The organism is Anaerococcus nagyae (genome assembly GCF_040364225.1).
GTDB classification, from domain to species: domain Bacteria; phylum Bacillota; class Clostridia; order Tissierellales; family Peptoniphilaceae; genus Anaerococcus; species Anaerococcus nagyae.
In genome coordinates, this window is sequence record NZ_AP031484.1 from 1,585,591 (window position 1) to 1,609,902 (window position 24,312).

23 protein-coding genes are annotated in these 24,312 nt (G+C 32.0%); all 23 read right to left on the bottom strand.

The window, feature by feature from the left end; genetic code table 11:
- Positions 1 to 2 precede the first annotated feature (2 nt).
- Positions 3 to 605, bottom strand: coding sequence for a sugar transferase (locus ABXG81_RS07730; RefSeq protein WP_353528720.1), 603 nt, complete (start codon positions 603 to 605; stop codon positions 3 to 5).
- Positions 606 to 613: 8 nt separating this feature from the next.
- Positions 614 to 1,879, bottom strand: coding sequence for an aminotransferase class I/II-fold pyridoxal phosphate-dependent enzyme (locus ABXG81_RS07735; protein WP_353528721.1), 1,266 nt, complete (start codon positions 1,877 to 1,879; stop codon positions 614 to 616).
- A 20-nt stretch (positions 1,880 to 1,899) separates the two neighbouring features.
- The gene (locus tag ABXG81_RS07740; RefSeq protein WP_353528722.1) at positions 1,900 to 3,864 is read right to left on the bottom strand and encodes a nucleoside-diphosphate sugar epimerase/dehydratase; all 1,965 of its coding nucleotides are present in this window, start codon (positions 3,862 to 3,864) and stop codon (positions 1,900 to 1,902) included.
- A 2-nt stretch (positions 3,865 to 3,866) separates the two neighbouring features.
- Positions 3,867 to 5,390 (bottom strand): murein biosynthesis integral membrane protein MurJ, encoded by a 1,524-nt coding sequence (gene murJ / locus ABXG81_RS07745; protein ID WP_353528723.1) that lies wholly within the window; start codon positions 5,388 to 5,390, stop codon positions 3,867 to 3,869.
- 39 nt (positions 5,391 to 5,429) lie between these two features.
- Positions 5,430 to 6,866, bottom strand: coding sequence for an LCP family protein (locus ABXG81_RS07750; RefSeq protein ID WP_353528724.1), 1,437 nt, complete (start codon positions 6,864 to 6,866; stop codon positions 5,430 to 5,432).
- A gap of 1,252 nt (positions 6,867 to 8,118) precedes the next feature.
- The gene (locus ABXG81_RS07755; protein WP_353528725.1) at positions 8,119 to 8,736 is read right to left on the bottom strand and encodes a class I SAM-dependent methyltransferase; all 618 of its coding nucleotides are present in this window, start codon (positions 8,734 to 8,736) and stop codon (positions 8,119 to 8,121) included.
- Between the two features lie 167 nt (positions 8,737 to 8,903).
- A complete protein-coding gene (locus ABXG81_RS07760; RefSeq protein WP_353528726.1) occupies positions 8,904 to 9,122 on the bottom strand; it encodes a hypothetical protein in 219 nt (72 codons plus the stop codon).
- Positions 9,123 to 9,132: 10 nt separating this feature from the next.
- Complete coding sequence (locus ABXG81_RS07765; protein WP_353528727.1) at positions 9,133 to 9,294, bottom strand: hypothetical protein; 162 nt, start codon at positions 9,292 to 9,294, stop codon at positions 9,133 to 9,135.
- An 813-nt stretch (positions 9,295 to 10,107) separates the two neighbouring features.
- Positions 10,108 to 11,640, bottom strand: a complete 1,533-nt coding sequence (guaA, locus tag ABXG81_RS07770; RefSeq protein WP_353528728.1) for a glutamine-hydrolyzing GMP synthase — start codon at positions 11,638 to 11,640, stop codon at positions 10,108 to 10,110.
- A gap of 15 nt (positions 11,641 to 11,655) precedes the next feature.
- Entirely contained in the window at positions 11,656 to 12,471 is an 816-nt protein-coding gene (locus tag ABXG81_RS07775; RefSeq protein ID WP_316115883.1) for a pyruvate, water dikinase regulatory protein, read from the bottom strand.
- 17 nt (positions 12,472 to 12,488) lie between these two features.
- Positions 12,489 to 14,558, bottom strand: coding sequence for a glycine--tRNA ligase subunit beta (gene glyS, locus ABXG81_RS07780; RefSeq protein ID WP_316122416.1), 2,070 nt, complete (start codon positions 14,556 to 14,558; stop codon positions 12,489 to 12,491).
- Positions 14,548 to 15,429: a glycine--tRNA ligase subunit alpha gene (gene glyQ / locus ABXG81_RS07785; RefSeq protein WP_117520598.1), complete on the bottom strand. Its 882-nt coding sequence runs from the start codon at positions 15,427 to 15,429 to the stop codon at positions 14,548 to 14,550. Before glyQ ends, glyS begins: the two co-directional genes overlap by 11 nt.
- A gap of 4 nt (positions 15,430 to 15,433) precedes the next feature.
- On the bottom strand, positions 15,434 to 16,201 hold the full coding sequence (gene recO / locus ABXG81_RS07790; RefSeq protein ID WP_288223139.1) for a DNA repair protein RecO: 768 nt from the start codon (positions 16,199 to 16,201) through the stop codon (positions 15,434 to 15,436).
- Positions 16,188 to 17,069: a GTPase Era gene (gene era, locus ABXG81_RS07795; RefSeq protein WP_117520066.1), complete on the bottom strand. Its 882-nt coding sequence runs from the start codon at positions 17,067 to 17,069 to the stop codon at positions 16,188 to 16,190. The genes recO and era overlap by 14 nt, the downstream gene beginning before the upstream one ends.
- Positions 17,066 to 17,467, bottom strand: coding sequence for a cytidine deaminase (gene cdd / locus ABXG81_RS07800; protein WP_117520068.1), 402 nt, complete (start codon positions 17,465 to 17,467; stop codon positions 17,066 to 17,068). Before cdd ends, era begins: the two co-directional genes overlap by 4 nt.
- A complete protein-coding gene (locus ABXG81_RS07805; RefSeq protein WP_353528729.1) occupies positions 17,464 to 18,309 on the bottom strand; it encodes a diacylglycerol kinase in 846 nt (281 codons plus the stop codon). Before ABXG81_RS07805 ends, cdd begins: the two co-directional genes overlap by 4 nt.
- Positions 18,302 to 18,751: an rRNA maturation RNase YbeY gene (gene ybeY, locus ABXG81_RS07810; RefSeq protein WP_209813280.1), complete on the bottom strand. Its 450-nt coding sequence runs from the start codon at positions 18,749 to 18,751 to the stop codon at positions 18,302 to 18,304. The genes ABXG81_RS07805 and ybeY overlap by 8 nt, the downstream gene beginning before the upstream one ends.
- An 81-nt stretch (positions 18,752 to 18,832) precedes the next feature.
- Complete coding sequence (locus tag ABXG81_RS07815) at positions 18,833 to 19,774, bottom strand: PhoH family protein (RefSeq protein ID WP_117520074.1); 942 nt, start codon at positions 19,772 to 19,774, stop codon at positions 18,833 to 18,835.
- A gap of 82 nt (positions 19,775 to 19,856) precedes the next feature.
- On the bottom strand, positions 19,857 to 20,372 hold the full coding sequence (locus tag ABXG81_RS07820) for a hypothetical protein (RefSeq protein ID WP_353528730.1): 516 nt from the start codon (positions 20,370 to 20,372) through the stop codon (positions 19,857 to 19,859).
- Complete coding sequence (gene floA, locus ABXG81_RS07825; RefSeq protein ID WP_117520078.1) at positions 20,365 to 21,312, bottom strand: flotillin-like protein FloA; 948 nt, start codon at positions 21,310 to 21,312, stop codon at positions 20,365 to 20,367. Before floA ends, ABXG81_RS07820 begins: the two co-directional genes overlap by 8 nt.
- Positions 21,309 to 21,935, bottom strand: a complete 627-nt coding sequence (locus tag ABXG81_RS07830; protein WP_117520080.1) for an NfeD family protein — start codon at positions 21,933 to 21,935, stop codon at positions 21,309 to 21,311. Before ABXG81_RS07830 ends, floA begins: the two co-directional genes overlap by 4 nt.
- A gap of 95 nt (positions 21,936 to 22,030) precedes the next feature.
- A complete protein-coding gene (gene fni / locus ABXG81_RS07835; protein WP_353528731.1) occupies positions 22,031 to 23,050 on the bottom strand; it encodes a type 2 isopentenyl-diphosphate Delta-isomerase in 1,020 nt (339 codons plus the stop codon).
- 2 nt (positions 23,051 to 23,052) lie between these two features.
- Positions 23,053 to 24,195 carry an LCP family protein gene (locus ABXG81_RS07840; RefSeq protein WP_288223136.1) on the bottom strand — a complete coding sequence of 381 codons (1,143 nt, stop codon included), beginning with the start codon at positions 24,193 to 24,195 and terminating at the stop codon, positions 23,053 to 23,055.
- Between the last annotated feature and the right edge of the window lie 117 nt (positions 24,196 to 24,312).

A 24,312-nucleotide genomic window follows, 5' to 3' on the forward strand; every position in this document is an offset into this window, starting at 1 on the left:
CTCTACTGCCTCATATATACAGAATCAGAATTAATAGCTTTTACTAATGTTTTAAGTAAAATTTCAAAGTCTAAAATGATATTAAAACTATCTATATACTCTAAATCTATTTTTATTCTTTCATCCCAAAAAACAGAATTCCTTACTGTAACTTGTGCTAAACCTGTTATACCAGGTTTGAATATGAATCTAGCCTTTGCCCAATCTGGATAGTTACCATATCCGTCATATGGTGTATAAGTAACAGGCGGCCTTGGACCAACCAGACTCATATCACCAACCAGTACATTTATTAATTGTGGTAGCTCATCTAGGCTATATTTCCTAAGAAATTTTCCTACTTTTGTTATCCTTGGATCACTTGAACTTCTTAAAGAAATTCCATCGCCAATATTCTCTGCATTAACTACCATGGTTCTAAACTTAAGTATATTAAAAACTCTACCATATTGACCTAGTCTCTCTTGAATAAAAAAAACAGGACCGTCAGAGTCTATTTTTATTAATATTGCTAATATAATAAATAGCGGGGACAAAATAATTAAACCTATCAGACTTAAAAATATATCAAATATTCTTTTTATAATTAAACTTATTTTTTTCAAACTGTCCTCTATTCAAAACAAGCCTTAATGACCTCTATAATACGATCTTGCTCTTCTTCTGTCATCTTATTATCACTTGGCAAGCATAAACCTCTTGAGAATATATCCATAGATATGTCTTCTGGTAGATTGTCTCTTTCATCTATAAATCCTCCTGATATATAAGCATTGGTCATAGCTTTTGCATGACCGTATCTATTTATAAAGTCATAATTCATAAAGATAGGTTGTTTATGCATTGGCTTCCAAATCGGTCTTCCTTCTGCATTTATGGACTTTATAGCATCTAATATCTCATGAGGCGATGACTTTCCATTCTCTTGTTTATAAAGGTACTCTTTATCAGATCTTACTTGTCTTGCCATATAATTCTTATCTATTATCAAGCATGATAACCAGTAATTAGGATTTGATTTATCTTCTTCAAATGGATTCATTTGTATTGGCAATCCTTCTAATCCTTCTTTATATCTATAATATATATTTTTCTTTTCTTCTATATGTGTAGTCAATCTATCAAGTTGATTTCTAGCTATACCAGCTATAACATTACTCATCCTATAATTATAACCTACTTCTTCGTGTTGATACCAGGGAGCATTTTCTCGTGATTGGGTTGACCATTTTCTTGCTTTCTCAGCAGCTTTTATAGAATCTGTTAGAAGCATACCTCCAGATGTCCCAGTAATAATCTTATTTCCATTAAAGGAGATAGCATTGTGGGCACCGAAACTTCCTGTTTGTTTACCATTATAAGTTGCTCCAAAAGATTCTGCTGCATCTTCTATGAGAGTAGCACCATATTTTTCGCATATTTCTAAAATTTCATCTAGTTTTGCTGGAGTACCATATAAATGTACTAATAAGACATATTTAGTATCAGGATAAAGTTCAAAAGCTTTTTCTAATGCTTTTGGATCCATATTCCATGTATCATATTCTGAATCTATGAATATAGGTTCTGCTCCTTCATAACAAAGTGGATTAACTGTTGCAGAAAAAGTTAAAGTTGTACAGAATACCTTGTCCCCTCTTTTTATTCCAGCAAGTTTTGTCATTAAATGTATAGAGCTTGTACCAGATGCAAGAGCAACTGCTTCCTTGCATCCCACCAATTCTGCAACTCTTTTTTCTAATACATTTATATTCTCTCCTACTGTCGACATCCAATTTGTGTTGTAAGCTTCCATAGCATATTGCATACTATCTTCATACATGGTGGGACTTGATAACCATACTTTATTTTCCAAAGCTTTTATATGCTTCTTATACACGCTACTCCTCCTTATTGTGTTTATTTTCCAATAAAAGTATCTATTAGACTAGTGATTGTTTGTATAATGTCTATTTCATCTATTTGTTCTTGATTTATTACATAATCAAGTTTTCCAAAAAATTCTTCCTTAGAGAACTCTAACGGTCTACCTATAGATATACCTTCTATGGACGTATCTGATAGCGCTTCCTCGTCCATGAGTCTTTCTTCATATAGTTTTTCTCCAGGTCTAAGTCCTGTATAAACTATTTTCATGTCAATATCAGGTTGATATCCTGATAGTCTTATTAACTGTCTAGCCAAATCATCTATCTTAACAGGGTCTCCCATATCTAGAACAAATATTTCTCCACCTTTAGCCATTGAACCAGCTTGTAAAACAAGCTTTACAGCTTCTTGGATAGTCATAAAATATCTAATTATATCAGGGTGTGTTACTGTAACTGGCCCTCCTGCAGCTATTTGTTCTTTAAATAGTGGAATAACCGAACCATTGGATCCCAGAACATTTCCAAATCTTACTGCTACAAATTCTGTTTGAGGATTTTTGTCCTTTAGTTTTTCACAAGGATCTATAGTTATATTTCTATCTCCATCTTGGACTATGACTTTTGCAAGCTTATCAAATTCCTTATTTGTTCTAGCTTCATTGAACCCTTGTATTATTTTCTCACAAACTCTCTTCGTTGCTCCCATTACCGAAGTAGGATTTACAGCCTTATCTGTGGATATGAGGACAAATCTTCTTGTATCATAGATAAGTGATAGGAGTCCAATTATATATGTACCTCTAACATTATTCTTTATTGCTTCTGCAGGACTTTCTTCCATAAGTGGCACATGTTTATGAGCCGCTGCGTGAAATACTATGTCTGGTTTGTAGTCTTTGAAGACTTTTCTGGCTCTATTGTAGTCTCTGACTGATCCTATAAGAGTTTTTAATTTTAAATTACTGTAGTTTCTCTTTAGTTCTTGCTCTATTTCGTAAGCATTGTTTTCATAGATATCAAATATAATTAATTGTTTTGGGCCGTATTGGGCTATTTGTCTACATAATTCTGACCCTATAGAACCACCACCACCTGTCACCAAAACAGTTTTATTATTAAGATAGTCATTACTAGCATTATTAAATAATCTAACTGGTTCTCTACCTAATAAATCTTCTATTTGTATGTCTTCCATTTTGGAAACGGAGATTTTACCAGAAACTAATTGGTAAATGCCTGGAAGAATTTTTATTTCACAATTGGTACTATTACATATCGTTAGGATTTCTTTCCTTTGATCTTCTGGTGCCGAAGGAATCGCTACAAGAATAAGATCAATATCTTCTTTTGTTACCAGTTCTCTTATTTTCTTTCTGCCACCATATATAATTGTCCCATCTATATATTGTCCTTCTTTGGAAGGATCATCATCTATAAATGCTACTACTTTTATGTGAGTACTCTCTTCTTTATTAGAATTATTTATATCTTTTTTTATAGTCTGTCCAGCTGAGCCAGCACCTATAATTATAGCTTTTTTTAAATTATTATTTCTGAATTTTATATTGTATCTACGTTGTATTAAAATTTTCTTTGCGAACCTCAAAGATACTGTCAAAACATATTGTATAAGAAATCCAAATACAAAATAAGAAACAGGCATTCTTCCAAATAAAATACTTATTCCTATAGCATGAGCAAAAAATGATAAAATAACAGCTTGTGTTATTTGAATTAACTCTCTGTAAGATGCATATTCTAAAATCATCTTGTACATTCTAAATCTGTAGTATATGAATACAGTAAAAATAGTATTTATAGTGGAATATCTTTTAAAATAATCTAAATATACCTTAGGTATACTATTAAACGATGCATCAAACCTGAAAAAAAGTGCTATAAAATAGCTCAAATTTATAATTAAAACATCAAATATTAATAGCAAAATTATTTTTTTATTTAAACGCTTTTTTTCATTAATTATATCTTCCATGGCTAATTTCCCTTAATCTTATTCTTAAATGATTTTCTTAACTTATCAAATTCTGGTACTCTTAATAATACTATCAAAACAATATAAATGAGACCAGCTATAGCAACAGCTATAAATAAACTTGGTAGCAACGTGAGTATTTTTTTTAGAAATTCATATATGATTCTCGCCAATATTGAAATTATAATAGATGCTGTTAAAGTTTTAATAATAGACTTTAAGCCTTTATTAGATTCTAATTGTCCAACCTTTTTCTTGAATGCAAATATTAATATTAATGATGCAACAATAGTTGAAATACTAGTTGCATAAGCTAGTCCATCCAATCCAAAAATTCGAGATAATAATACGTTCATAACAATATTAAGTAATTGTTGAATTATTATTATTATAACCGGTGTTCTTGAATTTCCAATTGAATAAAAAGCATTTGTTAATATTTGCATAAAAGCAGCAAAGATTATAGATGGAGCATAGGCTACAAGAAGACTTGCAACTATACTAGTATCAGACGGCAAAAAAGCATTTCTTTCAAATGCGATTTTAATAATAGGTACTGACAAAGCCATCATGCCTAAAGTCGCAGGGATAACAAGTAGCATAGACATTACTATTGCAGAGCTTACTGACTTATTCATTTGAACTATCTCTCCAGATTGTCCTAATCTTGCTATTTCTGGAAATGTCACTGTTGAAATAGATAATGTTACAACGCCTGTAATAAAATTAAGCATTGTCTTTGCATAAAATATTTTTGAAATACTATCCGCTCCAAAAAATGCTGAAGCCATAGAGTTGTCTATTAAAACTGATAATTGATTTGCCGCACTAGAAAATATTATTGGTAGTATCATAACCATTAAATATTTTATATATGGATCTTTAAAATCAATATTTTTGCTATAAGAAAAGCCTAACTTCTTACTTGCAAATGGAAACCTTATAAATTGTAAGTTTAGCCCAACAAAAGTACCTATAATAAGTAAATAAGGGTTTCGTGTCTTAGCATATAAAATTGTAGAAGCAATAATGATAGAATTATTTATAAACCCAATTATAGCTGGGTCAATAAAATTACCATGAATATTTAAATATCCGCCAATAACTGACGCATATAAGGACAAAAATACTGATAATGATAAAATTCTAGAAAAATTAGCAGCAAGATTCAATGAAGAACCACTCAAATCTGGCGAAAAAATCTTAGATATTGGATCCGCAAATAGTAATATCAAGATTACGGAAATTGCCCCATAAACAATTAGTATATTTATAAGATTAGATGTAAAGCCATTTGCTTCTTTAGTTCCTTTTTCATTCTTCACCTTATTATATACTGGTATATAAGCAGATTTTATTCCCACAATAATAACAGATGTTATAATTGTAGGAATTGTCATTGCAGTTGTATAAATAGATTTTAGCTCGCCAGCTCCAATATATGAAGCCATTACTGATTCCCTTACGAATCCAAATATTTTAGATATTACTGTTAAGATCATCAGCACTATTGTTGTTTGTCCCATTATTCTTTCCTTAAGTTTATCTTTTGTGTTCTATTTATCTTACTTATTATTCTCTTCTATCTTGTCGTGGACTTCTTTTATGGAGTCTTTGTTTGGTTGCATCATGTAAAGTTTGGAGTTTGGCATGAGATATGAGTTTAAACCACTTGCTCCTTCACCCTTTAGTGCTTGTGTTTCTATTGTCCAATCTCTGCCGTCTTCTAATTGGTTGTTTACTAGTTCTATCATCTTGTTATAGGATATGTCTGTGTCTACTGACTTAAGAGCTATGCTTGATATTTCGTTGAAGTTTAGCAGGATTTCTGGTCTAAGCATCTTTTTAATAATGGCTGTCATGACTCTAGTTTGGTTTTTACCTCTATCAAAGTCTCCTTCTGATAGATTGTATCTTTCTCTAGAATATGCTAATGCCTTCTTACCATCCATATCTACTTTCCCTTGAGGAAAATCGTATTTGCCACTAGAAGATGTAAAGGCCACAGGATTATCTACGGTTATTCCACCGATAACATCTATAAGCTCCGTAAGTGTGGTGAAGTTAACTTTACCATAGTAATCTATACCAACATCCAATAGATTTTCCAAACTTCTTATAGATGTATCTATACCAAATAATCCAGCATGAGTAAGCTTATCTAGTTTATTACTATCTCCGCCTAAAGCTAGGTAGGTATCTCTTGGCACTGTTGTTATAAGGATTTTTCTATCTACTGGATTGACACTTAATATTAAGTTTACGTCTGATCTAGATACTGTAGAAAGACTACCATAGGTATCGATACCTGATATATAGACATTGAATGATTCTGATTCTTTGACTTGTTCTTTTTCTTTCTTTTCTTTCTTATCATCTGCTACTACTAATGACTCTAATACTCTTGTCTTTTCTGAAAAGTTCTTTATATCTTCTTCTATAAGTGGTCTATAGTTTTCGTTAAGTAGCATCACTTCGCTTTCGCCACTCATAAGGGCACTGGCTGCTTGTGAATAAGTACGCATATCTTTTGTAATAAGATCATATGAATAATTTTTTTTGTATTCCGCTAAGGCTTTTTTAGTATTATCCTCATCGTAAGCATTGGCAACTCCTATCTCTTTGGTAGCTGCTTCTTCTAGGCTTTGAATACTCGAATCTTTTAATACAACAAAAGACATCTCGTTCTTATTAAGTTCATTTTTTTGATTGATTTGCTCTACAGTCTTGATTGATTTGTTAGCATAAGCTACAAAAAAGCCTTGTAATATACTTGTAATTATCAATATAACTGCAAAAACTGTAAGAGCTTTTGATGATTTCTTTTTTTTGAATGCTGAATATAGGGAATAAGCAATAAAGATTGCAAAAATTAACAATAGTATCAATCTTTGTTTTGATGGTAAAATATTGTATCTAAACAAAAATATAAAAAAGAAAATATTAATAATAGTAGCTAATATGACTACAATTTTTGAAAATTTGTTACTAGATCTTTCCATTAATCCACTCCATCTGACCTTATAATATATATATTTCCTTAAACATATTATATTATCATATCGATTTTGTCAATTATAATAAGATAAAAATGTAGGAAATATGTGAACATTTTGTCGGGAATATGTTTGCATAATTGTTATTTAATATTTACTATTAAAGAGTATTTTTTATTGAAAAGACTCATATTCTACCTAAGAATCTTACTTATTAAACTAATTACTTAATGAAATTCCTAGTTGCATTTAAATATTTTCCCAATCCATTATTATACAATTAATATATACTATCAAATTTTTGGTTTTTTAATCGCTCTATCACGTGAAATTTCTATAATCACGCCTTTATATTCTTTCAGATCTTGTATTATTTGTGGTTTGAAAAATATTTATGAGTTTTTAATTTGTTCATCTATTATTAATAGATGCCTTATATAAATTCATTTTTGTAAAAAAAATTTTACTTTTTACCCACTTAATAAGTTAGAAATATTTCTGTACATTTTTTATCTTTTAAAATTTAAACTCGATAATAGTTTTGATAATTTAATATATTCATATTTGTTATAGTCTCCTAAGCTTAGATCAAGTTTCTCATAAATGTGTTCATTAGTAGTCCAATTATAAAATCTTTTATAAAAAGCATAAATCCTTCTTAAGGAAGCATATCATGTCAAAAATAAAATATAAAAAAGGCCCACTCACAAAAGTGAGTAGACCTATTACTATGTAAACGCACCGATCTTATTCACAATATGGCATACTAAAACAACCTAAATAGGCTAAAAATAGTATCAAAATTTCTATATTACTTATAAAATCAGTGTACATTTACCTCCGTGTATGTTTGTTGATAATAATATACTAGCATCTATTTCTAAATCAAATCTGATTATAACCATATTAAAATATGTCTAATAAAGTCAAGAATAATAGCTCATAAATAAATATTCATTTTTAGTAGTTTGTGATTTTTCAAATCATATATTTTCATTATCTAAGCAAAAGCAAAATGGATTTATGTCTTAATAAATCCAAGCTTCTGCTAAAGAATAAGAAACGCTATCAGCAAAATCCTATTCCCAACACTAGAATCTAGATTTATAAAAACATTAAAATTTTCCTCTTATATTTCTTACAAAGTGATCAACACTTTGTCCTTTTCAAATAAAATATGTTTAAAACGTTTATTAGTTATCGATATTATAAAGTTCTTTTATAGTATCTAAATATTCCCTTCTACAAAGAAAAATAATTAATTGTTGATAATAATTATACCAGCACAATGCGAAATTGGCTTAAAAGTCGAATTTGGAAGATAATCTCTTATCTCATCATAGACAAAATAAATTTCATCATTATCCCAATATTTTCCTGCTTGCTCTTTACAGCTCTCTAATTCTTCACTGGTTTTAAATGCTACATCTCCAATAAAAATCTTACCTCCATCAGCTAGCAATGGAATCAATGACTTTATAAACAATATTTTTTCTTTATCTTCTAAGTGGTGTAGAGAGTATGTAGCAATTATAGCGTCGTATTTATTCTCTTTTAACGATTCATCCAAACCTTCAGAAATATCTTTTAAATAAAGATTTGCTTTTGGCATCTTTGCTAGGGCATGATTAAGCATTTCTTGAGAAAAATCTTGTCCATAAATTTCTATTCCTTTTTCATAAAGCTTCGTAGTAAGATTACCTGTACCAAATCCAATATCTAGAACCTTTTTACTAGATAATGCTAGTACTTCATTATAAATCTTATTTAAAATCTCCTTATATCCCGCAAATGGATAGGTATTATCATAATCAGATAAACCAACACTTTTATCATAATCATCATACCATAGGTCAAAGCCTTTATTATCTAACAAAATTTCACCTCTTTCTTTACTATCTTATTAATTATATGTTGTATTACATTTTAAATTTTATATTAAAATTCACTAAAACTATGTGTGGTTTTATCAAATGCCCTACTACTATAAATGTACGTTGATTATTTGTTAATATTAATATAAACTTACTGTATTAAATAGTACTAATTTTCTTCGTTATTAGTATTTGAACCCCAATTTATAATAGAATAAGCACACAATTGTGTAAGTGGATCTCCAATTGCAGTTTTATAATTAAAACCTAATAGCTGCATAGTCTTTAAAGTATCTACACTAATTAAATCTTTTATTTGATTTAAACTCTCTGCTATTTCTCTTGCTTTTTGTATAGCTTCATTCCCTTCTCTTTTTGCTTCTCTCATTTGAAAATTATTAACTATATCTAATATTTTCAACAGTTTTATGTAAGTGCTTAATATCTTCATCTTTAATTTGAATTTTATCAAGCTCTGACTTATATGCTTGTGCTATTCTTACCGCTTCTTCTCTCTCTAATAATATTTCATTTATAATTCCATCATAAGTTGCGCGCAAATTATCTATATTTTTTTCTTCTTTACTTGCTCTTATTTTTTATTAACAACAGATGCAGTGCCTTTTACTATTAATTAGCTAATGATAACGCCATAGTTGTTAGATTTTCATTAGTTAGTGGCTCCATATTACTAATAATTCCTCCTTAAATTAGTTCCTATAATAATATATAAATCATCAATTTTATCGCTTAAATAAATAGTGTTATTATTTTTAATGTATTACTTAAGCTCTATACTAAATTTAAATTATTATCACTATATTAGTTTATACAATTTTTCTTATCTATTCCACCTTACCTTTAAATAATGATCAAAAAAGATGGGAATAGCCCCATCTTTTAGATATCTCTTTTATTAATATTTCATAATTATTAATAAGCAATTTCCCAAATTTTTATCAATACTATTTAAAAGCTTAATCCAAAGCAATAAACATTCAAATAAAAATATATTTAGCTACTCAAATTAACTTGACACTAATATAGCTATTTTATTAGTTGAAATTCCAACAATTGGCTCTGACATAAAAATATATCTTTAAATACTGAATCCTCTCGAAAACTCTTCTAGAGTTTTCTCGCTTAGTTTTTCAAATGCTCTAACAAGCTTCGCTCATTAGTTTATCTAGAAAATGACCGATGCAAAGCATCCGGCCATCCAAAGAGGTGGGATTATTCCCACTCCCGACTCAAAATCGCTGATGCTCCTATTCGTCAAATCAGCGCTTCTCGCCTAAGAAGAGCAGACCAGCTATTGTTGAAACTTCGTTTCAACAATAGGGTCCTGACATAAAATAGCCTTTCAAGCTATTTTATTCCCATTCAATAGTTCCAGGTGGTTTTGAGGTTATATCATACACTACTCTACCAACTCCAGCGACTTCGTTTATCATTCTACTTGATAGGGTTTGTAGCAGATTGAATGGTAGCTCTGCTGCCTCTACGCTCATTGCATCTGTTGTTTCTACTGCGCGTATTGCTATTACATTGTCATAGACTCTGGCATCGCCTTTTACTCCTACTGTTTTAATTGGTGTCCATACTGTAAAATATTGCCATATGTCTTCGTTTAGACCATGGTTTTTGATTTCTTCTCTAAGTATTGCGTCTGTTTCTCGCACTATCTTTAGTTTTTCTTCTGTAATATCTCCCATGACTCTTATAGCAAGACCTGGCCCTGGGAATGGTTGACGCCATACCATATCGTGTGGTACTCCTATGGATTCACCTAGAGCTCTTACTTCGTCTTTGAAAAGATCTCTTAATGGCTCTACTAGGCCTTCGAAGAGCATATCTTCTGGAAGTCCTCCTACGTTATGGTGAGATTTAATGACACTTGCCTTGTCTTTTCCACTTTCTATAACATCTGGGTAGATTGTTCCTTGGACTAGATATTTTGCTTCACCGAATTCTTTAGCTTCTTTTTCGAATACTTCTACAAAATGGTTACCAATGATCTTTCTTTTTGTCTCTGGATCATCTACTCCTTTGAGTAAGTCTAAAAATTCTTGACTTGCGTCTACTTTTTTGACTTTAAGTCCTAAATTTTTATAAGTTTCCATAACTTCATCTGCTTCGTTCTTACGTAGTAAGCCATGGTCTACAAAAATACATTGAAGATTATCTCCTATAGCTTTTGATACTATAGTTGCTGCTACAGATGAATCTACTCCGCCTGATAAGGCGCATATCATTTTTTCCCCAGCGTACTTTTCTTTGATTTCTGCTATAATTTTATCTGCAAAGTCATCCATCTTCCATGTTTTTTCTGCTTTACAAATACCAAGAACAAAACTTGCTAGCATTTCTTTACCGTATTCTGAGTGAACAACTTCTGGGTGGAATTGTACTGCATAGATGTTTTTCTCTTTGTTTTCCATACCTGCTACTGGACAGTGAAGTGTCCAAGCTGTTTTCTTAAAACCATCAGCAAGCTTGCTTACTCTATCTCTATGATTCATCCAAATTGTTGATTCTTGTGGGACATCTTTAAATATCTCGCTATTTTTATCTACTAAAAGTGGTGTCTTGCCGTATTCTCCATTTTTGGGTGTTTCGATTTGTCCACCATAGTAGTTATTGATATATTGCAAACCATAGCAAATACCTAATATTGGTACTCCTAGTTCAAATATTTTGCTATCTGCTCTTAAAGAATCTTTGTCGTTTACTGATTGTGGCCCACCTGTTAGAATAATTCCAGCTAATCCTTCTAAATCTAAGCTATCGATATCAACATCGCATGGGTGAAGTTCTGCATAAACTCCTAGTTCACGTACACGTCTTACGATAAGTTGATCGGTTTGTCCACCAAAATTTAGTACAATAATTTTGTTTAAACTCATCTTTTCTCCTGTTTCTTATTCATCGCCGAATTTTGCTTTATAATATTCGATGATATCTGTGGCTGTTTGTTCAATAGTATTGTTGGTTACATCTATAACCTTGCAATCTAGATCTTTATAGACTTCTTTAGCATATTCTAACTCTCTATTGATTCTTGCATCATTATAGTAAATAGAATCTCCAATTAAGCCTAATTCCTTGCTCCTATCCGCTCTTATATCTACAAGTTTTTCTGGATCTATGATAAGACCTATTATTCTATCTGGATCTACCTCAAAAATCTCTCGTGGCATTCTAGATTCTGGTACAAGCGGTAGATTACTTACTTTATAGTTCTTAGTTGCAAGTATCATAGTTGTAGGCGTTTTGCTAGTTCTGCTAACTCCCAAAAGTACTATATCTGATTTTAAAAATCCTCTAGGATCTTTGCCATCATCGTATTGAATAGCAAATTCTATCGCCTCAATCATACTGAAATATTCTTGGGAAAGAGTACGGATTAACCCTGGCTTTCTAACAGCTTTTTTGTCTGTTACTTTTTCAAATACATCAAGTCCATACTCAAGGATTGATAGAACCTCTATATGATTTTCATCTGCAAGCTTACAAATGTAATCAGATATTTCTTTATCAGCCATTGTTGGAACTATGATAGAGTAGCTAGGTATAGTTAAAAATATCTCATCTACTTGTTCCATATTTCGCACTTCTGGATGTCTTACTACCCTAATTGGCAAATCTGGAAATTGGGTTGTAACTGATTTTAGATAGGCATCAGCAGTTTCACCTGTCGAATCACTTATAATTACAATTGTTAATGTTTCTCCCATCATAATTCCTTTCTAGCTTATCTGACTATTTGGCTAATATCAAATACCCTACTTATTCTATTTGAAATAGTATTTAACATAGCAAGTCTATTGTTTTTGACAGCCTCATCTTCTACATTTATCATTGTATTATCTAAATAATCATTACCCACATTTTGGGTTTGTGCTATCAGTTTTAGCTCATTTCTGTAATCTTCGCTATTTTGGAAAGGCTTCTCTTCTAGACTCTTAATAGTCTCATAGAAGCTTCTTTCTATATCATTTTCTAATAAATCTGGATTTATTTCTGTAAGAGATCTATCCCTAGCTAGGTTATTTATCCTTGTAAAATAACTTAATGTGTCATCATTATCTTCTACAAAGTCGCTTACTGCTGCTACTCTTTGTGCTATCCTTAATATATTTGTATCATCTGAATTAATTACAGAATTAACTACATCATATCTATAGCCATCATCTATAAGTAAGTTTCTAAGTCTATCTTTAATGAATTCTATTGATTTTTCCATAGTTGTATCATAGTCAAATGGCAAGCCATTTTTTTCTGTATAGACTATAAGTGAGTCGTTAATTAGCTTTTTAAGGTCTACGTCAATATTGTTTTTAAGGATAATATTAATAAGACCTAATGCTCTACGACGTAAACCAAATGGATCTTGGCTACCGGTTACATACCTTTCTATAGCATAAAGTCCTACTATAGAATCTATCTTATCTGCTATGGATAAAACTATACCTGTAATAGATTTTGGTAGAGCTCCACCTGCTGAGTTTGGAAAATATTGTTCTTCTATAGCTGTTGCAACTCTATCTGATTCGCCAGATTCTTTGGCATATATCCTACCCATAGTTCCTTCAAGCTCTGTAAATTCTATTACCATCTTTGTTACAAGATCTGCCTTAGAAAGGTAAGCTGCTCTTTTTAAATCTTCTTTGATATCCTCACCTAAGTTAAGTTGTTGTTGGTACTTAGCTGTAAGATCCATAAGTCTTTGAGTTTTTTGGTACATATCGCCAAGACCTTCAAAGAATGTTAAATTCTTAAGCTCTTCTACATATGATTCGAGTGGTCTTGCTGTATCAATATCATAGAAGAACTTAGCGTCTTCGAGTCTTGCTACTAATACTTTTTTATTACCTGAAACTACATTTTCGCTATGGTTATCATCGCCATTACGTACCAGTAAGAAGTATGGTAACAAATGACCTGTCTTCTCATCTAGGACTGGAAAATACCTTTGGTGGTCTTTCATAGGTGTAATGATTACTTCTTTTGGAAGTTCCAAATACTTCTCGTCGATATTTCCAGCAAGCACTGTAGGGTATTCTACTATATTTACTACTTCATGAAGGAGGTCTTCATCTTTCATGAACTCTCCACCCTTTTCCATATTTATCTTATTAAGACCACGTATAATTAAATCACGTCGTTCTTTACTAGATAGTATTACATAATTTTCACGAAGTTTATCTTCATATTCATCTATAGTTGATATTTCTATATGATCACTACCAAGACTTCTATGTCCTTTTGTAATATTGCCTACGCTGATACCTTCTGCATCAAAATCTAAGACTTTATCATCTAGGATTGATACAAAATATCTGATAGGTCTTGCCCAACGGATGGATTTGGCTCCCCAGCGCATAGACCTATTAAATGATATTGATTTTACTAGATCATATACATTTTCTCTTAGAACTTCTTCTACGGATTTGCTCTCTTCTTTTTTTTCTATAAATATATAATCAGACCCATTAAAGTCCTTTACTACTACATCTGATAACTCTGCTCCTTGACCTCTTAAAAATCCTAAAAGTGGTTTATTAGGATTTCCATTTTCATCATAAGCTATAGCTGCACTAGGTCCTTTTATAGAGATTAGCTCATCAGACTCACCTGCATTGATATTCTCTAAAAATATTGCAAATCTACGAGGAGTTGATTCTACTCTAATCTCATCTACAGTAAGTTTATTATCATCTATTAATTTTTTAAATTTATCTTTTAATTGGGTTTTAGTAGCCTCAATATAATCTGAAGGTATCTCTTCTACTCCGATTTCTAATAAGTATCTACTCATCATTATCCTTTCTTAGAAGAGGGTATCCTAGCTCTTCTCTTTTTGCTAAATAATTTTTCGCAACCTTGCTACTTACATCACGCACTCTTTTTATATAGTGGCTTCTCTCAGAAACTGAAATAGCCCCTTTGGCATCAAGTGTATTAAAAGCATGGCTGGTTTTGAGTACATTATCATAGGCTGGATAAACTAAGTCTAAGTCTATGAGTCTATTTGCTTCTTTTTCGTATAGATCAAACAAGTGCATGAGTGTATCATTGTCTGCATCTTCGAATGAATACTTTGAGTTTTCGTATTCTGGAATCTTAAATACATCTCCATATGTGAGATTCTCTGACCATTTTATATCGTAAACATTATCAACATTTTGAAGGTACATACAAATTCTTTCAAGACCTATAGTGATCTCTCCACTTTCAATCTCGCAGTTGATGCCTCCTACTTGTTGGAAATAAGTGAATTGAGTAATTTCCATACCGTCTAACCATACTTCCCAACCAAGTCCCCAAGCGCCTAGTGTTGGTGATTCCCAATTATCTTCTACAAATCTTATATCGTGTTCTTTTGGATCAATACCAATTGTTTCTAAACAATGTAGATATAAATCTTGGATATTATCTGGGCTTGGTTTAAGTAAAACTTGTAATTGATGGTGTTGGTAGAGTCTATTTGGATTTTCACCGTAACGACCATCTGCAGGTCTACGAGATGGTTCTACATATACTACTGACCAAGGTTCTGGTCCTAGTGCTCTTAGGAAAGTATTTGGGTTCATAGTTCCTGCTCCCTTTTCTATATCATAAGGGAACATGACTGAGCAACCTTGTTCTTTCCAATACTCTTCTAATTTTAGTATTAAATCTTCAAAATACAACATGTTAATTCCTTTCACTAACATTTCTATACACCCAATCAATAGATGAAAACCTAGTTATTTCAAGGTTTTTTAGGGTGTAATCAATTATTAAAATTGCTATCTTTTTATAGCCTGCTGGCTTTTCTATACCAGCCAAGTCCTCTGATTTTGTATAGAGGAGTTTTTTTAGGTAGGTAAATTCTTCCTTATTTAGGAAAATTTTATCACGTATCAAATTTTTGTCATCATCACAAATTATTGATGACTCATAAGGTGAGAAAAACACCTCTTTATAACTTAGCCTTTTTCCACATATACTGCAAGAATTTAAGTTTGGTTTAAAACCTGAAAATGAGATATATTTTAATAAAAATGCCAAAAATATATTAATTTGATTGCAATCTGCATTTTCAAAGGCTTCAAATGTATTGTCAAGCAGCTTAAAAATCGTCTCAGATTGGATCTGATCAATTGTTCTTAAAAGTAAATCTGCAATGGCTGATTTATATAGGATAACATCAAAATTTTTGTTTGATTTGCCGTAAGATTTTATAAGGATCGCTTCCTTAATTCCATAAAAATCATTTCCAGATTTATATAAATTATAGGAAGCTTTCACAAATCTTTGGGTAACCCCAAGAGTTTTGCTTTTTTTACTAAGAGCTCCTTTAGCAAGGATTGATATCCTTCCAAAGTCAGCTGTAAATATCTCTATAATCTTGCTTGTTTCTTTATAAGGAAATTCTCTTAAAACAAAGCCACATACATCTGAGAGATCATTTGTAGCCAAACCTATCCACCAGTTTTTCTTTTTTGCGCCAGTCCTTTTCGACTTTTACCCAAAGCTTGAGATTGACCTTGCTATCTAGGAATTTTTCAATTTCTTTGCGAGCTTCTATACCTATTTTCTTTACCATAGATCCACCCTTGCCAATTACAATTTCTTTATGTGAATTTTTCTCGACTATAATTGTGGCATCTATGTCTATTAATTTTTTATTATCACGTTCTTTAAAATTATCTATTCTAACTGCTATACCATGAGGAACTTCATAAGAAAGATTGTTAAGAGCTTTTTCTCTTATAATCTCTGACACTATAAAGCGCTCGCTCTTATCAGTTATCATATCCCTATCATAGTAAGCTGGACCCACATCAAGCATTGATTTTATCTGCTCAATATAATTATCAATATTAGTTTCTTCTAGAGCAGATATACCAATTATAGCTTCAAACATATTCATTGCTTCAAACTTTTCTTTTATAGTTTCAAATTCTTCTTCACTTAAAAGGTCAGTTTTATTTATAAGCAATATTTTTGGAACATGAATGCCCTTTAACATTTCTATAATTTCATTATCGAGTCTACCTATTTCTAGCGAATTGTCTATAACAAATGTTACTATGTCAGATTCCTTAAGACTATCCTCACTAAACTCAAATAATTTTTCTTGTAGTTTATTTTTAGGAGTTTGAATACCTGGCGTATCTATAAAAATAATCTGACTATCTTCGTCATTATAAATTATCTGTATCTTATCTCTAGTAGTCTGTGGCTTGTTTGAAATTATGGAAATCTTTTCTCTAAGAATTTTCTCCATAAGAGTTGATTTACCAACGTTAGCTCTCCCTACTACTGATATAAATCCTGATTTCATATCTCTTTTAAATCCTCGTTACTAAAACTATGTGGCAAAAGCTCATCGATGGTGAATATTCTATAGTCATCAACTGCATTTGCTATTACAATCTGTGTATTCTTATCGGCAAATTCTCTTATAAATTGCCTACAAACCCCACATGGAAAAGTATCATGACTATCTCCATTTATAACTATGTGGGTAAATTCTATTTCTCCTGCACTTATCGCTGCGCTCATGGCAGATCTTTCTGCACATATACATGGAGAATAAGCGGCGTTTTCTATGTTTACTCCCTTATAAATAGAACCTGTTCCAGTCTTTACAGCACAGGATACTCTAAAATGAGAATAAGGCGAGTATGAATTTTTCTTATTTTCTAAAGCTATATTAATTAATTGTTCGATTTCATTCATGAAAATATACCAAATATTGCCATTGCCATGGATGTACCAAGAATGGCTCCTCTAATTATTTCTGCCATTGAGTGAATATTTGCTTCATATCTGCTTTCTGCAACTATTAGTGCTAGTCCTATTAGCATAAGTCTAATTAATGGATCAGTAGTCAAAAACATACCAATTGTAGCTATGCCAAAGGCTATAGATGTATGACCACTTACAAAGCCACCCTTAAAGGCAGTTCCATGTCCTTCATAAAAGACACCTTTTAAAAATATAGTTACTACTATTACTAGAGATAGTGTTATAATGGCAAGATGGCTTGGCCTTCGAACTATCCTTACGATAACTGAATTGTAAAAATCTATAAATTTATCAAAAAATATTAGGTATGCTACAAAAAGTGCATTGAGAGCTGCTATAAAAGTAGCTGCTGCCGCAAGATCCTTACTTGCCTTGGCAAATGATGAGTACTTACCCTTGCTTGCTAAGTTTACTGCTTGCTCCACCGATGTATTAATAAGCTCAAAAGCCAGGACAAAGCAAACAGCAAAAACTAGGGTAATCATCTCTACCCTAGATAGGTTAAAAAATAAAGAAGCAACTAGGAGTATAGCTAGGGCAAACATATGAAATTTCATATTTTTTTCATGATTAATAGCCCATACCAGCCCTTCATAGGCATAATCAAAACCTTTTAGGAACTTTTGTCCATGACTAAGCTCTTCTTTTTCAAAGTTTCGATCATGGAGCTTTTGCTCTGCCTCTTCCTTTTTTGCTTGTTCTTTTTTCCGCTCTTCAAGAACTTCTACTTTGATTTCTTCTTTAAGAATTTCTCTCCGGTCTTTCTCACTCATTTTTAAAGACTCCCAAGCTTTTCATAACTTCTTTTTCTCGGGCGCGCATTTTTACTTTTTCATCATCTTCCATGTGATCATACCCTAAAAGATGCAAGCAAGAATGAGCTGTAAGATACATTATTTCACGGTCTAGGCTGTGACCAAAATCTTTTGCTTGATCTTTCGCTACATCCATGCAAATCACTATATCACCTAGCATTGTGTCCACACCCTCTATAAAAAAGTCCTCATCCATAGGAAAAGATAGGACATCTGTTGGCCTATCTACTTTCCTGTAATATTTATTTAATCTGTGAATCTCATCCTTATCTACAAAGCTAATAGAAACTTCATAATTCAAAGAAAGTCCTTCTGTTTCAAGGACTGTAGTAATAACGTCTTCTAACTTATCATCCATATTTATATCTTGGTCTGTTTGATTTGTTATAATGAGATTCATAATTTTTTCCTGTTCTTTTTTCTATGCTATGAAACTATTAGAAATCAACATAAAGTCAGCTAAACTACACCGCCCTACGCCCTACTTTTGTTCTTCTTTTATTTTTAGCTCCATTTTAGCATCCTCTTTATCGTAGGCATCTATAATTCTTTGCACTAGTGGGTGTCTTACTACATCTATTGATGTGAAGTTTTGAAACCCTATTCCTTTTACACTCTTTAGTATGCGTTCTGCTGTCTTTAACCCACTATTTTTGCCACGAGGAAGGTCTACCTGAGTTTTATCTCCTGTTATAATAGCTTTTGATCCATAGCCTAGACGGGTCAAAAACATCTTCATTTGTTCACTTGTAGTATTTTGAGCTTCATCTAGGATAACAAAAGCATTATCAAGTGTTCTACCTCTCATATATGCAAGGGGAGCCACTTCTATCATGCCTTTTTCTACAAGACCTTGATAAGTTTCAAATCCTAATATTTCAAAAAGTCCGTCATAAAGTGGACGTAAATATGGGTCTACTTTATCTTGCAAATCCCCTGGCAAAAATCCTAGGCTTTCTCCAGCTTCCACTGCCGGTCGGGTTAGGATGATCCTATTTACTTCACCTTGCTTAAAACTTCTGACAGCCATAGCTACAGCAAGGTAAGTCTTACCAGTACCTGCAGGGCCTATACCAAATACTACATCGTTATTTTTAATTTTATCTATATAGGACTGTTGTCCTAATGTCTTTGGTTTTATAGGTTTGCCCGTCGCAGTTATTATTATTGAGTCATCAAGGGCTTGCTTGATGACATCCTTGTTTTCTCGCTCCAACATATCAGCATGGTATTTAATCTTTTGAAACTCAAGATTGCCATTTTTATTTATCTCATTGAGAAGCTCTATGATAAGTTCCTTGGTAAACTCGACATTGATACCTTCACCAGTAACATCTATAGCATCTTCTTTTAATTTTATTTTTGTGTTAAAGCGTTCTTCTATATATTTTCTATTTTTATCAAAATTGCCAAACAAGGTCACAACATTGTTTGGATTATCTATTTGTATACTTGTATTAATGTCTATCCCTCCGCATTAAATTTGTGTATATACTATACCTTTTTTAGCGATTTTTTCTCTTAGAAAGAGGTGGAGATAGGATTTCTGCATACAGGATAGCTTTTTTAAGCTCCTTTTTCTTTTTTAGAGCATCATGATTTGCCTTAGACTTTTTTAATGCATAAGCTTCTTTTTTTCTAGTATAGGCTTCTTCTCTTTCCTTTTGCCTATCCTTTGCCTTTTTTTCAGCAAGTCTTCTTCTAAGGTCAGGGTTTACTGGATCTCCTTGCGCTCCCATCATGGTAGATCCTCTTATGCTGCCTCTTATGCTCTCATTGCCTTCATGAGTTTTCTTGTCTATATTATTTGAGCTTTTCTTATTTTTTTTGCTTTTATTTTTAGACTCTCTAGGAAAGAGTTCGCTCACTTCTTTATTATTAGAAAATTTCCTATATACTTTTTTATCTTTTGACTGTTCATTAGCCTCAGCTTCAAGATCATCTAGATATTGTTTAGCTTGCTTTGCCCAGTCATCAAATGACTTTATTGTTTTATCACTTTTTTTCTTCTTCTTAAACATCCATATCACCACTATCTACATCTGATAATGATTCTCGCATTTTAGTATCTGCATTGATATTTTTCATATTGTAATAATCCATAATACCTAGGTTACCATCTTCAAAAGCTTTTGATATAGCTTCTGGAATTTTAGCTTCTGCAGCTACTACCTTAGCTCTATTTTCTTGCTCTAGAGCTATAGCTTGGGCACGACGTTCCTCAGCCTTAGCTTGGGCAATATTCTTATCAGCTTCTGCCTGATCTCTTTGTAACTCAGCACCAACATTACGTCCTACATCGACATCTGCTATATCTATAGATAAAATCTCATAAGCAGTACCAGAGTCTAATCCCTTTAATAGTACTGTTTGGGAGATATTATCTGGATTTTCTAAAACCTCTGCATGAGATTTAGCAGAGCCTACAGTTGTTACAATTCCTTCACCGACACGAGCGATAATTGTTTCTTCTCCTGCACCACCTACTAACCTTTCTATGTTTGCTCTTACTGTTACTTTTGCAATAACCTTTACTTCTATACCATTTTTAGCAACTGCTGCTATAACTGGTGTATTGATTACCTTTGGTGTTACAGAAACTTGTACTGCTTCAAATACATTACGTCCAGCAAGATCTATTGCCGCTGCTTGTTCAAATGTCAAATCAATATTCGCTCTTTCTGCTGCTATTAAGGCATCTACAACTTGATTGATATTACCGCCTGCTAGATAGTGACTTTCTAAATCTTCTGTTCTGATTTCAAGCCCTGCTTGGTGAGATTTTATAAGTGCATTTACTATAAGACTTGGATTTAATCTTCTAAATCTCATAGCTACAAGGGAACCCATAGAAATATTAACTCCAGAAAATCTTGCTGTTATCCAAAGACCTACTGGCACCATGGTGAAAAATACTATCAAAACTATAATTACTATTGCCGGTACTATAAAATTACTCATGCTATCTCCTTTACGATTATATGTCCATTTTTTATGCTAGTTACTAAAACATTTCTATCCTTTGATATAAAATCACTCTCAGATTTTGCATCATATGTGTTTCCATCAATTTCAATTCTACCAGTTGGTCTTAAAATACTCTTACTAAGGCCAGTCTTACCTACTAAATTATTATGATTAGTTTTACTATTATATCCTCTAGTTGATGAATTCGTATTTGACAAGATCATCCTATCAAATAAAGACCTATCAAAACCTAGTTTTACATAAATAGTAACTGTGAGGATTATAGCAAGCGCTGTTACTACTAATACCAAAATCCCCATCATGCTATCAGAAAAACTATCCATTACTGAATATCCTGTTAAAATCAGACCAATGATCCCTATAACCCCAAAGCTTGGTATAAATATTTCCAAAGCCAAGAGAGTTATACCCATTATAAAGGTTAATATTGTTACATTATCTGCCACATTATATTTACTATTTTGATAGTAAAAATATCCAAATAATATTAGAGTTATTATGCCAAAAAGTAATTTTTTGTTAGTAAAAAGAACCGATATCAAAGAAATCACTGCCAAAACAAAGCTTAGAGCAATCACAATATCGTTTATAAGCATCTGCTACACCCCCCTCTTATTTTTCTTACATCAATTATCTTATAAAGTTTATAAAATTGCAAGATATTTACATTAACGAAAAAAGCTAGCAAATGCTAGCCTTCGATCAATTCCTTTAGCTCTCCCACTAGTTTGTAATCAACTTTCTTTAATTCTTTGATATTTTTCACACCTAGTAGAGCCATTATTATTTTTATTTTGTGTTGTATTTCTTTTAGAAAGTCTTCACAAGCTTCATAGCCACCATGTAGAAGGTAGTTTAGAACTTCTCCTGTCATAGCTGCCATATCTGCTCCTATTATAATGGATTTCACAACGTCCATAGCAGTTCTTATACCACCTGAAGCTATAATAAATGTTTCATCTGATATACTTCTTACATCTATTATAGATTTCGCTGTTGGAATCCCCCAATTATATAGATCTGAATAATCAATTTCAAAATCTCTTAAGTCCTCAATCTCTATAAAATTGGTGCCGCCTTTACCAGCAACATCAATATATCTTACTCCTACATCAACTAACTTTTCAGCTACTGCTTTAGAGATTCCTGAACCCGTTTCCTTTACAATAATTGGATAATTAAAGTTTTCAACCAAATCTTTAATAAGCCCTAGGGATGAATGATAAGAGTTATCCCCTTCTTTCATTACTAACTCTTGAGCAAGATTCAAATGAACTTGCATAGCATGAGCATCTATCAAATCTCTAGCAAATACAAAGTCATCAAAGTCTCTCTCAAATCCAAGATTACCTATTCTTAGTAAGTCTTCTTTTACCTTTACTAATTCAAATGATTCCCTAGAATCTGTATCGGAAATAGCTATAGATTCACTTCCTACAGCCATGGGAATATTTAAAGACTCACATATCGATGATAAGTCTTCATTAATAGACTCAGAAGAAGAGCCCCCTCCAGTCATGGCATCTATCATAAGTGGCATAGCTATAGTCTTGTCCATAAATTCTATAGATGTATCAATCTCATTCAAAGAAATATCTGATATAGCGTAATGCTCTATATACACATCTTCAAGAAGGGTATTTTCACCTGACCTAGTTCTTAAGTAATTTTCTATATGTTGGTCTTTTCTCTCTCTTCTTTGACTATTCATACTTAGTAATTCTCCTTATCATCACTTAATGATTCATCAAGCATATCTCTAGGTTCATCTGGTTTAGCAAGGTTATTTTTTTCTGATCTAGTCTCTTCTACAGTCTTGGTTTCAGGCAACTTAATATCTTTTTTAGGTTCTTGCTCTGGTTTTTCTACTTCTGGTATTCCTTTTCTTTTGGATTCATCTATGATATCTCCATAGCTATCGTACTCATGGTAACCAGAATCCTCTTTCTTCCAATTTTTAAGCTTAAAGTTTGGATAGACTTCATCTACTATTTGCCAAGTTTTTTCATAATCAGGGATATAATAGCTGACCCCATTTATAGTTTGTTCCATACCTGGAACTATGTGAGTATCCATCTTATCTGATGAAAAATTATTAACATTACCCGCTAGATCCATTATTACACTCATAGGCAAATTAGTTTTGACGTATTTAAGGTAGTTTGATATGAAGGTCATCAGATTCATATTTTTACTTTTTTTGACCAATTCATCTACCATAGCTTTTACAAAGCCTTGTTGAGTATTTACTCTACCTATATCACCGTTATTATATATACTTCTAGTTCTTAGATACCACATAACTTCGTTACCATCAAGGTGATTCTCTCCAGGTTTGATTTGAACCTTACCCTTATCAATACTTATGCCTTCTGGTACGTCATAATCCACTCCACCTAGAGCATCAATAATATTTATAAGAGCTTGATAGTTTATTTGGACATAATAATCTATATCAAGTCCTAAAAAGCTTCTTAAAGATTGCATTGTTAGCTCTATACCTCCAAAGGCATGGGCGTGGTTAGCCTTATCAAACTTATCGCGAATCTTGATACGACTATCTCTAGGTATACTCATAAGATCCATCTTGCCTGTTTTAGTATTTGCCTTTAAAAGCATGATAGTATCAGTACGAGTAAAGTCTGTATTGTTATCATCATCTCCATTCTTGTCTACACCAACTAATAGAATTAGATATTCTCCATCAGCTGTTTTAACTGCATCATCATCATAATTTGGTATGTCCTTATAAGCATAGTCTTTTTCATTAGCTTCAAATTTATCAAGAACTAATTTTGTTCCAAAAAATGAAGCTAGGACTACAAGTAAGGCAATAAAAAATCGTTTTGCTTTCATATTTTAATCTTCCTTTATTAGTTCATTATACCATATGTAAATAGATTTGAACTTTTATAGTAAAAAAATAAAGCCGCCACAAAATAATAACTCTATTTTGTGGCGGCTTTATTTTTT

Coding starts and splice junctions, on each gene's coding strand:
- ABXG81_RS07840 (WP_288223136.1), bottom strand. CDS start 24,195: ATGAAAGCAAAACGATTTTTTATTGCCTTACTTGTAGTCCTAGCTTCA.
- ABXG81_RS07750 (WP_353528724.1), bottom strand. CDS start 6,866: ATGGAAAGATCTAGTAACAAATTTTCAAAAATTGTAGTCATATTAGCT.
- murJ (WP_353528723.1), bottom strand. CDS start 5,390: ATGGGACAAACAACAATAGTGCTGATGATCTTAACAGTAATATCTAAA.
- ABXG81_RS07760 (WP_353528726.1), bottom strand. CDS start 9,122: ATGAGAGAAGCAAAAAGAGAAGGGAATGAAGCTATACAAAAAGCAAGA.
- ABXG81_RS07775 (WP_316115883.1), bottom strand. CDS start 12,471: ATGGGAGAAACATTAACAATTGTAATTATAAGTGATTCGACAGGTGAA.
- era (WP_117520066.1), bottom strand. CDS start 17,069: ATGAAATCAGGATTTATATCAGTAGTAGGGAGAGCTAACGTTGGTAAA.
- ABXG81_RS07830 (WP_117520080.1), bottom strand. CDS start 21,935: ATGCTTATAAACGATATTGTGATTGCTCTAAGCTTTGTTTTGGCAGTG.
- cdd (WP_117520068.1), bottom strand. CDS start 17,467: ATGAATGAAATCGAACAATTAATTAATATAGCTTTAGAAAATAAGAAA.
- fni (WP_353528731.1), bottom strand. CDS start 23,050: ATGAATAGTCAAAGAAGAGAGAGAAAAGACCAACATATAGAAAATTAC.
- ybeY (WP_209813280.1), bottom strand. CDS start 18,751: ATGAATCTCATTATAACAAATCAAACAGACCAAGATATAAATATGGAT.
- ABXG81_RS07740 (WP_353528722.1), bottom strand. CDS start 3,864: ATGGAAGATATAATTAATGAAAAAAAGCGTTTAAATAAAAAAATAATT.
- glyS (WP_316122416.1), bottom strand. CDS start 14,558: ATGATGAGTAGATACTTATTAGAAATCGGAGTAGAAGAGATACCTTCA.
- ABXG81_RS07820 (WP_353528730.1), bottom strand. CDS start 20,372: ATGTTTAAGAAGAAGAAAAAAAGTGATAAAACAATAAAGTCATTTGAT.
- ABXG81_RS07805 (WP_353528729.1), bottom strand. CDS start 18,309: ATGAGTGAGAAAGACCGGAGAGAAATTCTTAAAGAAGAAATCAAAGTA.
- guaA (WP_353528728.1), bottom strand. CDS start 11,640: ATGAGTTTAAACAAAATTATTGTACTAAATTTTGGTGGACAAACCGAT.
- floA (WP_117520078.1), bottom strand. CDS start 21,312: ATGAGTAATTTTATAGTACCGGCAATAGTAATTATAGTTTTGATAGTA.